At 57.7% G+C, this 14,331-nt stretch carries 12 protein-coding genes; 6 read left to right on the top strand and 6 right to left on the bottom strand.

What is annotated here, in order from left to right; all coding sequences use genetic code 11:
- Positions 1–8: 8 nt before the first annotated feature.
- Positions 9–626: a TetR/AcrR family transcriptional regulator gene (locus tag ACR0DL_RS10740; RefSeq protein ID WP_170350053.1), complete on the bottom strand. Its 618-nt coding sequence runs from the start codon at positions 624–626 to the stop codon at positions 9–11.
- A 182-nt stretch (positions 627–808) separates the two neighbouring features.
- Here ACR0DL_RS10740 and ACR0DL_RS10735 point away from each other — a divergent pair, with 182 nt between their 5' ends.
- The 5 genes from ACR0DL_RS10735 (at position 809) to ACR0DL_RS10715 (ending at position 5,352) form a co-directional block, all read left to right on the top strand.
- The gene (locus ACR0DL_RS10735; RefSeq protein WP_170394637.1) at positions 809–1,738 is read left to right on the top strand and encodes an AEC family transporter; all 930 of its coding nucleotides are present in this window, start codon (positions 809–811) and stop codon (positions 1,736–1,738) included.
- Positions 1,739–1,839: 101 nt separating this feature from the next.
- On the top strand, positions 1,840–2,673 hold the full coding sequence (gene fghA / locus ACR0DL_RS10730) for an S-formylglutathione hydrolase (RefSeq protein WP_480689045.1): 834 nt from the start codon (positions 1,840–1,842) through the stop codon (positions 2,671–2,673).
- A 3-nt stretch (positions 2,674–2,676) separates the two neighbouring features.
- Entirely contained in the window at positions 2,677–4,134 is a 1,458-nt protein-coding gene (sthA, locus tag ACR0DL_RS10725; protein WP_170350050.1) for a Si-specific NAD(P)(+) transhydrogenase, read from the top strand.
- Complete coding sequence (locus ACR0DL_RS10720) at positions 4,131–4,586, top strand: YaiI/YqxD family protein (protein WP_480689043.1); 456 nt, start codon at positions 4,131–4,133, stop codon at positions 4,584–4,586. Before sthA ends, ACR0DL_RS10720 begins: the two co-directional genes overlap by 4 nt.
- Before the next feature lie 145 nt (positions 4,587–4,731).
- A complete protein-coding gene (locus ACR0DL_RS10715; RefSeq protein WP_480689041.1) occupies positions 4,732–5,352 on the top strand; it encodes an HAD family hydrolase in 621 nt (206 codons plus the stop codon).
- 1 nt (position 5,353) lies between these two features.
- On the opposite strand, the gene ACR0DL_RS10710 is transcribed toward ACR0DL_RS10715, so the two are convergent.
- Positions 5,354–6,595, bottom strand: a complete 1,242-nt coding sequence (locus ACR0DL_RS10710) for an MFS transporter (protein ID WP_170376857.1) — start codon at positions 6,593–6,595, stop codon at positions 5,354–5,356.
- Between the two features lie 150 nt (positions 6,596–6,745).
- Here ACR0DL_RS10710 and zapE point away from each other — a divergent pair, with 150 nt between their 5' ends.
- Positions 6,746–7,804, top strand: coding sequence for a cell division protein ZapE (zapE, locus tag ACR0DL_RS10705; RefSeq protein ID WP_170376859.1), 1,059 nt, complete (start codon positions 6,746–6,748; stop codon positions 7,802–7,804).
- Between the two features lie 78 nt (positions 7,805–7,882).
- On the opposite strand, the gene ACR0DL_RS10700 is transcribed toward zapE, so the two are convergent.
- Genes ACR0DL_RS10700 through ACR0DL_RS10685 form a run of 4 tightly spaced genes read right to left on the bottom strand, consistent with a single transcriptional unit; the run spans position 7,883 to position 14,135 of the window.
- Positions 7,883–9,157, bottom strand: coding sequence for a bifunctional folylpolyglutamate synthase/dihydrofolate synthase (locus tag ACR0DL_RS10700; RefSeq protein ID WP_480689039.1), 1,275 nt, complete (start codon positions 9,155–9,157; stop codon positions 7,883–7,885).
- The gene (gene accD / locus ACR0DL_RS10695; protein ID WP_170361659.1) at positions 9,154–10,086 is read right to left on the bottom strand and encodes an acetyl-CoA carboxylase, carboxyltransferase subunit beta; all 933 of its coding nucleotides are present in this window, start codon (positions 10,084–10,086) and stop codon (positions 9,154–9,156) included. Before accD ends, ACR0DL_RS10700 begins: the two co-directional genes overlap by 4 nt.
- A 58-nt stretch (positions 10,087–10,144) precedes the next feature.
- Positions 10,145–11,035, bottom strand: a complete 891-nt coding sequence (locus ACR0DL_RS10690; RefSeq protein WP_170376862.1) for a CPBP family intramembrane glutamic endopeptidase — start codon at positions 11,033–11,035, stop codon at positions 10,145–10,147.
- Positions 11,028–14,135, bottom strand: a complete 3,108-nt coding sequence (locus tag ACR0DL_RS10685) for an ABC transporter transmembrane domain-containing protein (protein WP_480689037.1) — start codon at positions 14,133–14,135, stop codon at positions 11,028–11,030. The genes ACR0DL_RS10690 and ACR0DL_RS10685 overlap by 8 nt, the downstream gene beginning before the upstream one ends.
- Positions 14,136–14,331 lie beyond the last annotated feature (196 nt).

Raw genomic sequence — 14,331 nt, 5'->3', positions numbered from 1 at the left:
CTTAAGTGTCAGACGCCGTAACGCGCCATGAACATGTCCACTGCGTGCAACGCGATCTCATCAATCTCGGATTGTTTGAAATTGGTCTGGATGCCCAACGCGGCTTTGGTCCAGAAGCGAACCTTGCACAGTTCTGAGAACTGTTCGGCAGCAATCTGAACATCTTCGATAACCAATTCGCCTTTTTGAACGGCCTTTTCCAAATACTCGACCATATGACGCTGGCCATTCTGAGGTCCGGATTCGTAAAACGCCTGGCCCAATTCAGGGAACCGATCCCGCTCGGCCACGCAGATACGAAACACCTGCTGCGCGAAATCGGACACTAGAAATGCGGTTAGCTGCGTCGCCGTGATCGTCAACACTTCGCGCGCAGGTTTGGAGTCGTCGATCATCGAAATGACTCTTTCAGCCATACGCTTGCATTCGGTCTGGGCGACTTCCATGAACAGCAGACGCTTGTCGGGGAAATAGCTGTAGAGCGTCGCCTTGGACACGCCCGCCGCCCGCGCGATGTCATCGACGCTGGCACCTTCGAACCCATCCGCCATGAAAACTTCTCGGGCTCCGCGCAAAACCTGATCGAATTTGCGGCCCGTGCGAAGGATGGCGGCTGTCTGAGTCATGAGCTCTCCTAGGGTTAGTGTTCCCCTCAAACTATAAACCGATCAGTACAGATACAACGATTCGCGTCGTCCCGTTGCGTAACGGAATGTGAATTCTGAATGTTTTGACCCGCAAACCCGCGGCTTCCGGTCGTTGTCGTTCAAGGCTTGCTGCGCGATCAAACGATGCTAACACTTTGGGCATGGTCGAAATATTTCTGCGCACGCTTCCGTTTTTTGCAATCATCGGCCTGGGATACTGGGCCGGGCGCAGCCGCTTTTTCACCGAAGACGCGACAGCCTATCTGACAAAGTTCGTGTTCTATTTCGCACTGTCGGCGATGCTGTTTCGCTTTGCCGCCACCCTGCCCTTTGCCGACATTTTCAACGGTCGGCTGATGGCGGGCTATCTGCTGGGAACTCTCGCCGTGTATGGTCTGGCAACTGGAGTGGCCTGGGTTCGCAGGCTTGATATTCCTACCGCGGCGGTCGAGGCCCAATGTGCCGCCATCGGAAATGTCGGCTTTCTGGGACTACCGATGCTGGCGCTGTTGTTGTCCGAGGCCGCCATTGGGCCGGTCATGCTGGTTCTGACCGTTGATCTGGTGGTGTTTTCGTCCTTGATCGTGATTTTGATCAACGCGGGGCGCGACGGACGGCTGACCCCGGCAACGTTGCGCCTGATTGGGTTGGGATTGTTGAAGAACCCAATGATCGTTTCGATTTCCGCAGGGCTTCTGTGGTCGGCTTTGCAAATGCCGGTTCCGGCGGCACTCAATGATTTTCTGACCATTCTGGGCGGGGCGGCCACACCGGGGGCTTTGTTTGCAATTGGGGCCTCTTTGGCGTCCAAGTCCGCCGAACGCATTCAGGTTGCTGCATGGTTGAGTTTTTGCAAGTTGGTCATTCACCCGGCTTGTGTGGCCGTGGTGCTGCTGTGGTTGATGCCCGTCGATGCCTTTTCCGCCACGGTCGCAATTGCGGCAGCGGCGCTGCCGGTGGCCGGAAATGTTTACATGCTGGCGGCTCACTACCGTGTGGCCCCGCACCGGGCCTCAGCAGCGATCCTGCTGTCGACTGCGGTCAGTATCCTGACCGTGCCGGTGGTCATCGCCTGGGTTGGGACGCTCTGAGCCAAAGCATTCAAAAAAACGCGCGCCGAAGTCGTGCGGCCTTTACGCGGCGTCCCTGGATCGTTAGCCATAACGCGATCTAAATTTAAGGACTCTGCCAGATGGAAACCCTTTCGGAAAACGCCTGTTTCGGTGGCGTGCAGGGCGTCTACCGCCATGCGTCGCCAGCCTGCCAATGCGACATGACCTTTGGTCTGTTTCTACCTGCCGAAGCAAAGGACGGCCCGGTTCCCGTCCTGTGGTATTTGTCTGGCCTGACCTGCACACACGAAAACGCCATGACCAAGGCCGGTGCGCAGGCCTGGGCAGCCGAACAAGGCATTGCCGTCGTGTTCCCCGACACCTCTCCGCGGGGTGAAAGCGTGGCCGATCACGATGACTATGATCTGGGCCAGGGCGCTGGATTCTATGTGAATGCAACACAAACCCCATGGGCACCGCATTTTAACATGTGGAACTACGTGGCCGAGGAACTGCCGAACCTGTTGGCAGAAAACTTCGCCATCGACATGGATCGTCAAGCGATCACTGGTCATTCAATGGGTGGCCACGGGGCGCTGACCCTGGCGATGAACTTGCCAGGTCGGTTTCGGTCGGTTTCGGCCTTCGCGCCGATTTCGAACCCGACCGGCGCGGATTGGGGGCGCAAACAGCTGAGCGCCTATCTGGGTAATGACGAAGCCACTTGGGCCAAGCACGATGCCTCGCTGATGATGAAAGAGGTTGGCTTTGACGGACCGATCCTGATCGACACCGGTGCAAATGATCAGTTCATCGACCTACTGCGTCCCGAGGCGCTGGCGACAGCCATCGCGGAACGACGCCAGCAGGCAACCTATCGTTTACAGCCGGGCTATGATCACTCGTATTTCTTTGTATCGACCTTCATGGAAGACCACATCACCTTCCACGCCGAAGCGCTGTACGGGGACTGACGGATGAGCAAATTTGACTATGACCTGATCATCATCGGGTCAGGGCCATCAGGGCGTTCCGCAGCGATACAGGCTGGCAAACTGAAACGTCGTGTGCTGGTGATCGACCGCAAAGACCGGTTCGGTGGCGTGTCGGTTCATACCGGCACCATCCCTTCGAAAACCCTGCGGGAAACAGTGCTGAACCTGTCCGGCTGGCGCGAGCGCAGTTTTTATGGCCGATCTTACCGGGTCAAGGATCAAATCCGCGCCGAAGACCTCAAGGCACGTCTGCACATGACGCTGGATCACGAGGTTGACGTGCTGGAACATCAGTTCAACCGCAACCACGTGGAAACCCTGAACGGTCTGGCCAGGTTCGTCGGCCCCCATGAGATTGAGGTCGCCACTGATGCCGGTGAAACCACACGCCTGACTGCAGCCAAGTTCCTGATCGCCACAGGGACCAAAACCTACCGACCGGATTACGTGCCCTTTAACGGCAAAACCGTGGTCGACGGCGATGACTTTCTGGAAATGGCCGAGATTCCGCGCTCGCTTGTCGTGATCGGCGCGGGGGTAATCGGCGTTGAATATGCCACGATGTTCTCGGCACTGGATGTGCGCGTGACCCTGATCGAGCCGCGCGAAACCTTCCTTGATTTCATCGACAAGCGGTTGATCCACGATTTCACCCATCAAATTCGCGAAAACGGCGTCGATCTGCGGCTGGGCTCTGCCGTGGAAAAGATCGAGGACACAGGAGATCATGTCGAAGTCACACTGGATAATGGCCGCCATGTCCGTGCTGAAATGCTGCTGTTTGCGGCCGGGCGCATGGGTGCGACCTCGGCGCTGAATTTGAACTCAGTTGGTTTGGAGACGGACCATCGCAACCGCATCAAGGTGGACCGCAAAACCTATCAGACCACTGTGCCGCATATCTATGCCACCGGCGATGTGATCGGGCACCCGTCGTTGGCCTCAACCTCGTTGCAACAGGGCCGTGTGGCGGCCTGTCATGCGTTGGACACCCCCACCCTGCCAGAAAGCCCTTGGTATCCCTATGGCATCTATTCGGTGCCCGAGATTTCAACCTGCGGTATGTCCGAGGAAGAATTGGAGGAACGCGGCATCCCATATGAGGTTGGTGTGGCGCGGTTCCGCGAAACCTCACGCGGGCATATCATGGGGTTGGAGCATGGCATGCTGAAAATGCTGTTCTCGCTGAAAACCCGCCGGGTGCTGGGCGTGCAGATCGTGGGCGAAGGGGCGACTGAACTGATCCACATCGCGCAGGCGGTGCTGAACCTGAAAGGCACGGTGGACTACTTCGTGCAGAACACGTTCAACTACCCGACCTTGGCCGAAGCCTACAAGATCGCCGGTCTGGACGCGTTCAACCGGATGCCGATCCCCGAAGAGTTCAAGGTGCGCAAGAAACCCGCAGAACCCGCCAAGAAACAGGCCAAGAAGGCGTGACCACCCTGTATGTCGATAGCGATGCCTGTCCTGTGAAGGCCGAGGCCGAGCGGGTGGCGACTCGCCACAAGGTGCCGATGGCGTTGGTCTCGAATGGTGGGTTGCGGCCATCGGCCAATTCCCTAGTGCAGGTCGTCATCGTTGCGGAAGGCGCGGACGAGGCGGACAAGTGGATCGCCGAGCGTTGTGGCCCTGGGGATGTGGTGGTGACCTCGGATATCCCACTGGCCGCCAAATGCGTTGAAGCCGGGGCACGCGTGCTGCGCCCAAATGGTGAAGCGTTTACGGCAGCCAATATCGGCCAGCAGCTAGCCATGCGCGATCTGATGGCCGACCTGCGGGCAGCCAATCCGCTGGGGGCTGGTGGGGGCGGCAAACCTTTTGGCAAGGCGGACCGATCGCGGTTTCTGGATGCGTTGGAACGTGAACTGCGCGCAGCGCGACGCCGGTAACTCTCCCGCCCGTTGGCGACGCATCGATGATGCGCCTTCCCCCGTTGGGCCGGGCAGCGCTGCGCGCTGCGGTTCCGACTTGAAAGTCCTGCCCGGGATTGGTTCAGTCGGGCGCAAGCAGAGATTGATTTGACAGGGGCGTAATATGCCGATTGAAGCCGTAATTTTCGACATTGGAAATGTTCTGATCGAATGGCAGCCAGAGCGTTACTATGACAAGGCCATCGGAGAAGACCGCCGCCGCGCCATGTTTGCCGAGGTTGATCTGCACGGGATGAACGATCTGGTTGATCAGGGCCACCATTTTACCGATACGATCTATGATTGGGCTGAGAAATACCCCGAATGGCGCGACGAAATCCGCTTGTGGCATGACAAGTGGATCGAATTGGCCACGCCGGAAATCCCGCATTCCGTTCGCCTGCAACGAGCTTTACGGGCCAAGGGCGTTCCAGTTTTTGCGCTCACTAATTTTGGGGTGCAGAATTTCGACTATGCCACCACGGTTTATCCGTTCCTGAACGAATTTGACCGGCAATATGTCTCGGGCCGGATGAAAGCGGTCAAGCCGCACGCCCCGATTTATGAGATGGTCGAAGATGATTGTGGCCTACCGCCCAGCAGTTTGCTGTTTGCCGATGACCGGATCGACAACATCGAAACGGCACGCGCGCGGGGCTGGCAGACGCATCACTTCACTGGCCCTCAGGGCTGGGCGGAAAGGTTGGTGGCCGAAGGTCTGTTGACCCCGGACGAGGCCAAGTAGATCAGGCCGGAACCGCCGTTCCGCTGCGGTTTTCTCGAATGGGCAGGTGAACTATAGCGCTGAAGGCGCCAACGGCTACGCCAATCCACCAGACCATCGTGTAATCGCCATAAACGTCATACATGCGCCCGCCCAGCCAGACGCCCAGGAAACCGCCAATCTGGTGGCTGAGGAAGATGAAACCGTAAAGGGTACCCATATAGCGCAGCCCGTACAGATGCGCGACAAGACCCGAGGTCAGAGGCACAGTCGCCAGCCAGAGCGAGCCCATGACAATCGAAAATACGATGACCGACATTGGTGTAATCGGCATGAGGATAAAGACCGCAGCCGCCAATGTGCGGGCGGTATAGATCGACGCCAGCAGGTATTTCTTGGGGAAGTGATTACCGGCCCAACCGGCCAGTAAGGTGCCACCAATATTCGCCAGCCCCACCAGCGAGATTGCCACAGCCCCCAGGGCCGAGGTGGTGGTGATGCCCAGCGAATGCAGCACGCCACCGGGTTGGATCGGGCCGCACATCTCGGTCACGAAGGCTGGGAAATGGGCGGTGATGAACGCCAATTGATAGCCGCAGCTGAAGAACCCCAGAAAGATCATTGCATAAGAGGGGTCGCGGAACGCACGGCTCAGAATCTGGCTCATGCTCTCTTCCAGTTCGGCCTTGCTGACCGGTTGTGGTGCGCGCATGAAAGGCAGCGTCAGCACAAGGGCTAGAATCGCAGCTGCAAAGACAAGAAACACCTGTTGCCAGGGCAGGAAGCTGAGCAACCATTCTGCCGTCGGTGCGCCAATCACCTGTCCGAAACTGCCCGCCGCCGTGACAATGGCCAAAGACATCGAGCGGTTCTTGTCGGACGACGCACGCCCGACCACCGCCAGTACGACACCAAACCCCGTGCCCGCGATGCCAAATCCAACCAGCCACGCATACATTTGATGACCAAACGGCGTTACAGACCAAGCCGACAGAACCATACCAGCCGCATAGGTCAACGCACCAAGAATGATGGCTTTCCGGTCGCCAATCTTTTCAGCCATTGCAGCAAAGATCGGCTGTCCAATCCCCCAGGCCAGGTTTTGGATCGCGATGGCCAGCGAGAAATCGGTGCGTAGCCAACCAAACTCAGTGGCAATTGGAATCTGGAACACTCCGAACGACGCCCGCACGGCAAAGCTGACCGTGATGATAATACATCCTACGATCAGGATCGGATTCAGCAGGCGCGTAGAATGCGACATAGGGACCTCGGGGGTATTGGTTCGACGGACGGTAGTGGATTTGAGCAGTCGGTCAAATCAGCAGATTTGCGGTCACGGATAAGGAAATTTGATGGGTCGTGGGAAATGGCTGCTTTTCAAGGCTCAACGCGGGCGCTATGGCTCGAATCCATGACGGATCTGATTTCGATTTACAACGCCCGCATTGCCGAGGGCAGTCTGACCCGGGACGATGCGCAAGAGGCCGTCCTACCCCATTTCGAACGTATCCGCGCGGCGCTGTCCGCCCCGGTTAAACGCGGGTTGTTCCGCAAGGCTCCGCCCCCGCCCAAGGGGTTGTATCTTTGGGGCGGCGTGGGGCGCGGAAAATCCATGTTGATGGATATGTTTGTCGATGCGCTGGAGGATATTCCCGCACGTCGAGTGCATTTTCATGCGTTCATGCAGGAAATTCATGCCGGTATGCACAAAGCCCGTCAGGATGGGGTCGAGGATGCCTTGGCTCCGGTGGCGAAAGAGGTCGTGAATTCGGTCAGGCTGCTTGCTTTTGACGAGATGCAGATTATCGATATCACCGATGCCATGATCGTAGGGCGTCTGTTCGACCTGCTTTATGAAGGCGGCGTTGTGGTTGTGACCACGTCAAACCGGCACCCTGACGATTTGTACAAGGACGGGCTGAATAGGCAGTTGTTCCTGCCTTTCATCGCCCGCATCAAGGAACAGCTTCAGGTGTGGGAGCTGGTATCTCCCACAGATTACCGCCAAAACCGGCTGGAGGGCGCACCGGTGTACTTCACCCCAATCGGACCCGAGGCACGGCAGAACATTCGTGACGTCTGGACCGATTTGTCGGGCGGTGCGGCGGAACCGCTAGTCTTGCAGGTCAAAGGCCGGTCGGTCGAGCTGCCGGCCTTTCGGAACGGAGTTGCCCGGGCCACGTTCTACGATCTGTGTGGTCGCATGTTAGGCCCGGCGGATTACCTGGCAATTGCAGATGAGTTGAAGGTTCTGGTGCTAGAGGACATCCCGCGCTTGTCGCGCAACAACTTCAACGAAGCCAAACGGTTCGTCACATTGATTGACGCCTTGTACGAGGCCAAGGTTCGGTTGATCTGTTCCGCCGCGGCTGAGCCCGAGATGTTGTATGTCGAAGGCGAAGGGACGTTCGAGTTTGAACGCACTGCCTCGCGACTGCGGGAAATGCAGGATCAGGACTGGGGGAAATAAGGGGCTCTGCCCCCGCCGCGCTTTGCGTGGCTCCCCCGAGGTATTTTTGGCCAGATGAAGCCCCTGCGGGCAGAGAATTTAGCCGTTTTCGCGCAAGATGTTTCCCGCCAGATACAGCGAACCGCAGATCAGAACGCGGGCTTGTGAGTTTTCCCCGACAATTGCTTTCAGAGCGTCTGCAACACTGTCGGCGGTTGTGGCGGTTAGGTTGACTTTAGCCGCGGCAGCGGCCGTGTCTTCGGCACTCAGCGTTGCGGCCTCGCCAGGGATCGATACTGCGGTCAGGCTTTGGGCTTGTTTCGCGAGCGGTGCGAGGTAACCCGTCACGTCTTTAGTGTTGAGCATTCCGCAGATCAAATGCGTCGGGCGCTCTGGCAGTTTGGTCAAAACATCCGCCAGCGCTACTCCAGCAGCGGTATTGTGGCCACCATCCAGCCACAGCTCAGCTTGTGGCGCAGCCTCGACCAGGGGACCGGTTTTCAGGCGCTGCATACGAGCGGGCCATTCGGCACGGGTCACTGCGGCCTCGTAGGCGTCGTCGCCCAGATCAAGGTACCGTAGAACGGCCAGCGCAGCACCTGCGTTCTGCATCTGATGCGCACCCAGCAGGTTGGGCAATGGCAGGTCACGCAACCCGGTTTCGTCCTGATAGATCAGGCGCCCGTTTTCCTCATGCACATGCCAGTGCTGACCGTGGACCAGCAGCGGCGCACCCAGGCGTGCGGCGGTGTATTCGATGACCTCTAGCGCCTCGTCCTGTTGCGGGCCGACGATACAGGGCACACTAGGTTTGATGATGCCCGCCTTTTCGGCTGCGATCTTGCCCAGCGTACCTCCCAAAAACTGTTCGTGGTCGATCGAAACTGGCGTGATCACCGTTATTGCCGGTTCGTGTATGACATTCGTGGCATCCAGACGGCCACCCAAGCCGACCTCAAGCAGCGTGTAATCTGCCTGCGTCCGTGCAAAAGCCAGCAGGGCCGCGCAGGTCGTGATCTCAAAATAAGTGATGTTTTCGCCATCATTGGCGGCGTAGCATTCATCCAGAACGGCGGTCAAAGCGGGTTCCGAAATCAGCTCTCCGGCCAATCGGATGCGTTCGTGAAACCGTGCGAGGTGGGGCGAGGTATAGGCGTGGACAGACAGCCCTGCTCCCTCCAACCCGGCACGGATCATCGCCTGGGTCGAGCCCTTGCCATTGGTTCCGGCGATATGGATCACCGGTGGCAGCTTAACCTGCGGATCGTCCAAAGCTGCCAGCAAACGCCAGACACGGTCCAAGGTCAGGTCAATGATCTTGGGATGCAGCGCCATCATCCGGTCGAGGATGACGTCAGATGTCGGGCTGGTCATTCTTCGACCGTTTCCTCGGCTGGGGTTTCGGCCTTGGCCTCTTCGGGCTGGGGCGCGGGCAAATCGCCTTTGACTGCTGGCGGCTGGTTCATCAGCATCCGGGTAATGGTGATCAGTTCCTCACGCATCTCGGTCCGCTTGGTCACACGGTCCAACATGCCATGATCCAGCAGGTATTCCGCGCGCTGGAACCCTTCGGGCAGTTTTTCACGGATGGTCTGTTCAATCACGCGCGGCCCTGCAAAACAGATCAGCGCATTGGGTTCCGAAATATGGACATCGCCCAGCATCGCGTAAGATGCAGTCACGCCACCGGTAGTGGGATGCGTCAGCACGACAATATAGGGCAGGTTCGCCTCTTTCAGCATCTCAACGGCCACGGTTGTACGCGGCATCTGCATCAGGCTGAGGATACCTTCTTGCATCCGTGCGCCACCTGCGGCTGAGAACAGAATCAACGGGCGCTTCAATTTTACCGCCTCTTGTGCGGCGGCGATGATGGCGTTGCCGACATACATGCCCATCGATCCACCCATGAACGAGAAGTCCTGTGCGGCAGCCACAATCGGGGTGCGCCCGATTTCGCCCCGAGCAACCAGCATTGCCTCAGACTCGCCGGTCTTTTTCTGGGCTGCTTTCATGCGATCCGGGTATTTCTTCTGGTCCCGGAATTGCAGCGGATCAGCTGTTGGTGCGGGAACTTCGACCTCGGTGAAAATACCACCGTCAAACAGGTGTGCGAAACGGTCCCGCGGGGTGATCGCCATGTGGTGATCACATTGGGTGCATACATTCTGGTTTTCCGCAAGCTCACGGTGGAACAGCATCGTGCCGCATTCATCGCACTTGTGCCAAAGGTTTTCGGGCACTTCCCGGCGCGAGAAGATCGAATTGATCCGGGGACGGACGTAGTTTGTGATCCAGTTCATGTCGGAACCTTGTTTTGCGGCATTGACGTCAAATAAGACGCAACGGAAAGAAATGCAATCAACGCCTGAGCGCAAGACGTGCAGTTAACCAGCTGACAGTCATTACCGCAAAATCAACGAACAGCCATTGCCGTAACGAGCCGGTTTCGGACATGTCGTAAGGCAGCAGGTACAATGCCAACCCGCTTAACGTTTCAGGCAGCGAAATGAACAGAAGCGCGACCGCATTGTTCAGAAAATGCAATGCAATAGCAGGTCCTAATGTTCCCGACCTTGCGGTCAAATCCGCCGCCAGCAGGCCGAAAATACACGCCCAAATGGCCACCAGAAGGGCATTCTCGCCGGTGACACCGGGCGCATAATGCCCTGCTGCGAACAGTACCGAAGGTACTCCCATCCAGATCGCCGGAGATCGGAATCTAGCCGCCAAGCATTGCTGGATATAGCCGCGAAACAGCACTTCTTCGGCGCTGGTCTGAATCAGGACCGCAATCACCGACACTGGCAGCAAAAGCAACCATGTGGACAGGGCCAGGTTTTGCGTCAGCGTCTCACCCATACCATAGGGTGGCAGGGCCGCCATGATCAGGCCCAGAATCACCAAGGCACGCAGGACCATCCAGAATTGTTGCAATAACAGGCGGCGCGGGCCAAGGATCGCGGCCAGAGACCGGTGCTGCATTTGACGGGCGGCGATAGCCACGCCCAGCGTCAGGAAACCGAAACTCAGCAGCAGAATCAAAGCGGCCGACGTTGAGGTTCCGTGCAAGAGACCCTGCGCCTGATCTGGTTGAAGCAATTGCCCGATAAAGGCAAACAACACTGCGTTCAACGTCACATAGAGAACAAGGACAATACCCAGACCCGCCGCGAGGCGCCACAGTTCGGGCCGGGCGCGCGCGTCGCCCACAAGCCCCTCATGGGCGGCATATGCGTTCGGGTCAGGCATTGTTGCCAGAGCTTTCACCTTCGATGGATTGTGGGATTTCAGGGAACACCTCAGATGCATGCTGGATGGTGTTGATCCTGGTGGACAACGTGGTCAGATACCCGGCAACGGTTTGCAGCAACTGAACCGCGACCGACGCATCGCTTTCGATCACAGCGCGCAATTCCTCTGCTCCGATGCGCAGGAACGTACAATCTGTGGCCGCTGTCAGATCCAATTGACGAACATCGCCGGTGATAATTGACAGATCGCCGATCAACCGACCGGGTTCAATGATCGATATAGTGCGCGTGCCACCGCTTTCATCGGTCCAATCCAGATTGGCCTGCCCCTTGATGCACAGATACGCCGCGTCGGGTGCTTGCCCACGGGAAAAGATCATCTGCCCCGACGCAGCCTCGTACCATTGTGCCGAAAAGGCCAGCAACCGCTGATTGCGCGCATCCAGTCCCGAAAACAGCTCGGTCGAGGATATGATCTGCAGCTTGCGACTCAGATCAGCCGAGGCCCCGTCTTCGTGGTGGGTTTGGGTGCGCGAGACACCGTCAATCCGACCATCTTTGATCTCGATGAACAAGTCATAGGCCTCAGGGTGGGCAAAATGATCCTCCATGAAGATCATGATCGAGTCGGGCAGCAATTCACGCAGCCGCAAACGTGTACGCAGACGGCTTTGGGAATCGTGGCTGGCCAATGCCTTGTCGAGGATCAGGATATCGGGACGCTTGATCCCCGCGCGGGAAAACGCCGCGCGCTCTTGAAACACGGTTGGCAGGTTGTTTCCGCCCAACCCGGTCGGCAGATCGTACAAGGTCGACGCGGCCCGACGGCGCAGGCCCGCCTCGTTTACGGCCTGAGCAACGACATCTTCGATCTCATCGGCATGGGCACCGGCCATCAGGGACACCCGGCCATAAATCGCATTCTCCATCACCGTCAGGCGCGGGATGTAGCTGTCGGGCGACAGCGGCACGAACATACCATCCAGCGCCCCACGCAGCCGTTCGGCCTGATCCTTGCGGATGGACAGAATCTTGTCCTTGTATTCCTCGGGAAAATCCGGGCCGATCTGCTCAGCGGTCAGCAGAAACGGCAGCGTCAGCAGCAAAGCGCGCTCATCCTCGGAAATTCCGTTGTCTCCTCTCGACTTACGTCGATCCTTGATGTCGAGCAGACGGTGATACATGTCCTTGGACATCCCCAGACGCAGGAACAGCGGGTGATCGGTGCCGTCGCGGCCAAAGGCCTGATCCAATGTTTCCATCACGGCGCTGGCCATGGACATCGCGTCATCGGCAAGATCATGCATCCCAAGCATGTTCTTGAACCGCCGATCATCCGCCATAGACTCGGGCGTGATATCCCGAGACGGGGTCGCATAGAGCAGGTTACCCCCCAAAGGAACAGCCGGGTTAAAACGATCCGGGTCGAACCGATAAACGTGTTGGTCCAGCCCTTTTTCCTGCAGCTTTTCCGCAATCGTCCCCCGCAGGTTGACCACGTCCTGCGCCAGATCAGGATGCAAAATGGGATCAAATTGTGTGCGCAGGGTACGGCGCAGCATAAGTTCGTCAGTACCCATCGCTTCGACCAGTTGGAACCACCAGGCGCGAATGTCATCAACATCGTCCAGCCCGGCAAGCCCCGGATCAATCCATTCATCCGTCAGCGAATCCGTCGGATTTCCGGCGCGGGCAGCTTCGATTTGCCAGCGAGTCGGCGCCACGGCGGCATCGGCCTCATGCTGAGGATGCGGACGCAGGGGCATCAACAGATTGTCGCCCAGCGTGCCGTCAAACAGATAGGGCCGCGAATAGGCATAGCCGATCCGGGCCGCAATCACGACCTGATGCAGGTCTTTCAGATTGTGACCCGCCATGATCACGTCGCCCTGCACCGGCAGGACTTCGCGGGTCAGGACCTGCGCCAGCGCATTTCTTTCCGCGGCATGGGTCGATTGGATGGCGACCCGCGCACCCTTGGGAATGGTCAGGTCGATATCTTCCAGAATGGTCTTGCCGTCATCATCGCGCACGGTGACGTTTCGCAACTCGATATCGCCCGTCAGATGCGGAATAGTCTCGGGCTCACCCACGAACAGATTTTCAGGGATCATGTTTGAAGGCGCAAAGCGTTCGGTCACGACCTCCCACCGTAGGGACATGTCCTGTACCTGATTGTAGTAGGTCAGCAGGTCCTTCCACGGGCCGCTCAGATCCTTATAGGCCCCAAGTGCAGCAACCAGCGCCCCGACTGTCACCTCACCCGTGATCGCCAGATAGCCGCCTACCGAATAGAACAGAAACGGCGTCATCTGCGTAATCAGGTTGTTGAGGAACTTCATGAAGAACTTTTTGTTGTAGATCTTGAACCGGATCTCGAACAAAAGCCCCAAACGATGACTGAACTGCGCCTGCCGATATCTCCAGCCGCCATTGGTGCGCAGATCGCTGATCCCAGCCGCACTTTCGCCAATTTCTGAACTGAGGTTGCGGACCTCTTGAATACGTTCCTTGTTCAACAGGTTGATCTGGCGTTGCAACTTTGGAATCAGCCAGGCCTGAAGAGGGATCAGAGCCACACTGGCAAGGCCGAACCAGACGCTCTGCATGAACAGGAAGGTGACGATGGTCATCATCTGCCCGAACTGGAACACCGGCTGCGCGATCGCGTCGCCCATCAGGCCACCCATCGGTTCGGCCTCAGAAGTGATCATCGACACCAGCTCACCCTGGCTGGTGGTGGCGAAATAGGATTTCGGAAACCGCATCGTGCGATGGATCAAAGTGAACCGCAAACGGCGCAACATGCGTTCAGCAAGGATGCCCTTCATCGTGTTGATGCGCATTTTCATCAACCCGCTGGCAATCACGGTTGCCAAAAAGGCGAAACACAGGATCAACAGATACTGCACCTGCGTTACCGAGAAGCCCAGGAAAGTCACCGTATCACTGGGCGCGCCAATGGCCCCGTTGATGATCTGCTTGGGCAACTCAAGCGAGGCATAGAGGAACGGGAATGACAGAACCGTCAGAAACAGCAGCACAAGCTGTTGTTTCTTCGAATGTTTCCATATGAAAGCGAATAGAGTGGGTTCCATGCCCCGGCCTTGCCTCAAATCTATTGGATGCGTTTTCGGATGATCCACTGCAATCAGGTATCAGACGGTACGCACTGACCTTTACGATTGCAAGAATGGCTGGGCTAACAGGTTTCAAATCGATTGCCCATCCGCCCCGTTCGTCACAAATTCGCGAGATTTGCCCCCCAGTATCGTTTATTCTCCTTTAAACCCT

This window comes from Ruegeria sp. BB5 (genome assembly GCF_056539405.1).
This window is presented reverse-complemented; position numbering and strand designations above follow the sequence as displayed.

What these genes read in the sequence shown, in the direction of transcription:
- ACR0DL_RS10690 (WP_170376862.1), bottom strand. Translation starts at nt 11,035, where the DNA reads ATGCCTGACCCGAACGCATATGCCGCCCATGAGGGGCTTGTGGGCGAC.
- ACR0DL_RS10685 (WP_480689037.1), bottom strand. Translation starts at nt 14,135, where the DNA reads ATGGAACCCACTCTATTCGCTTTCATATGGAAACATTCGAAGAAACAA.
- sthA (WP_170350050.1), top strand. Translation starts at nt 2,677, where the DNA reads ATGAGCAAATTTGACTATGACCTGATCATCATCGGGTCAGGGCCATCA.
- ACR0DL_RS10735 (WP_170394637.1), top strand. Translation starts at nt 809, where the DNA reads ATGGTCGAAATATTTCTGCGCACGCTTCCGTTTTTTGCAATCATCGGC.
- ACR0DL_RS10740 (WP_170350053.1), bottom strand. Translation starts at nt 626, where the DNA reads ATGACTCAGACAGCCGCCATCCTTCGCACGGGCCGCAAATTCGATCAG.
- accD (WP_170361659.1), bottom strand. Translation starts at nt 10,086, where the DNA reads ATGAACTGGATCACAAACTACGTCCGTCCCCGGATCAATTCGATCTTC.
- ACR0DL_RS10700 (WP_480689039.1), bottom strand. Translation starts at nt 9,157, where the DNA reads ATGACCAGCCCGACATCTGACGTCATCCTCGACCGGATGATGGCGCTG.
- ACR0DL_RS10710 (WP_170376857.1), bottom strand. Translation starts at nt 6,595, where the DNA reads ATGTCGCATTCTACGCGCCTGCTGAATCCGATCCTGATCGTAGGATGT.
- ACR0DL_RS10715 (WP_480689041.1), top strand. Translation starts at nt 4,732, where the DNA reads ATGCCGATTGAAGCCGTAATTTTCGACATTGGAAATGTTCTGATCGAA.
- fghA (WP_480689045.1), top strand. Translation starts at nt 1,840, where the DNA reads ATGGAAACCCTTTCGGAAAACGCCTGTTTCGGTGGCGTGCAGGGCGTC.
- zapE (WP_170376859.1), top strand. Translation starts at nt 6,746, where the DNA reads ATGACGGATCTGATTTCGATTTACAACGCCCGCATTGCCGAGGGCAGT.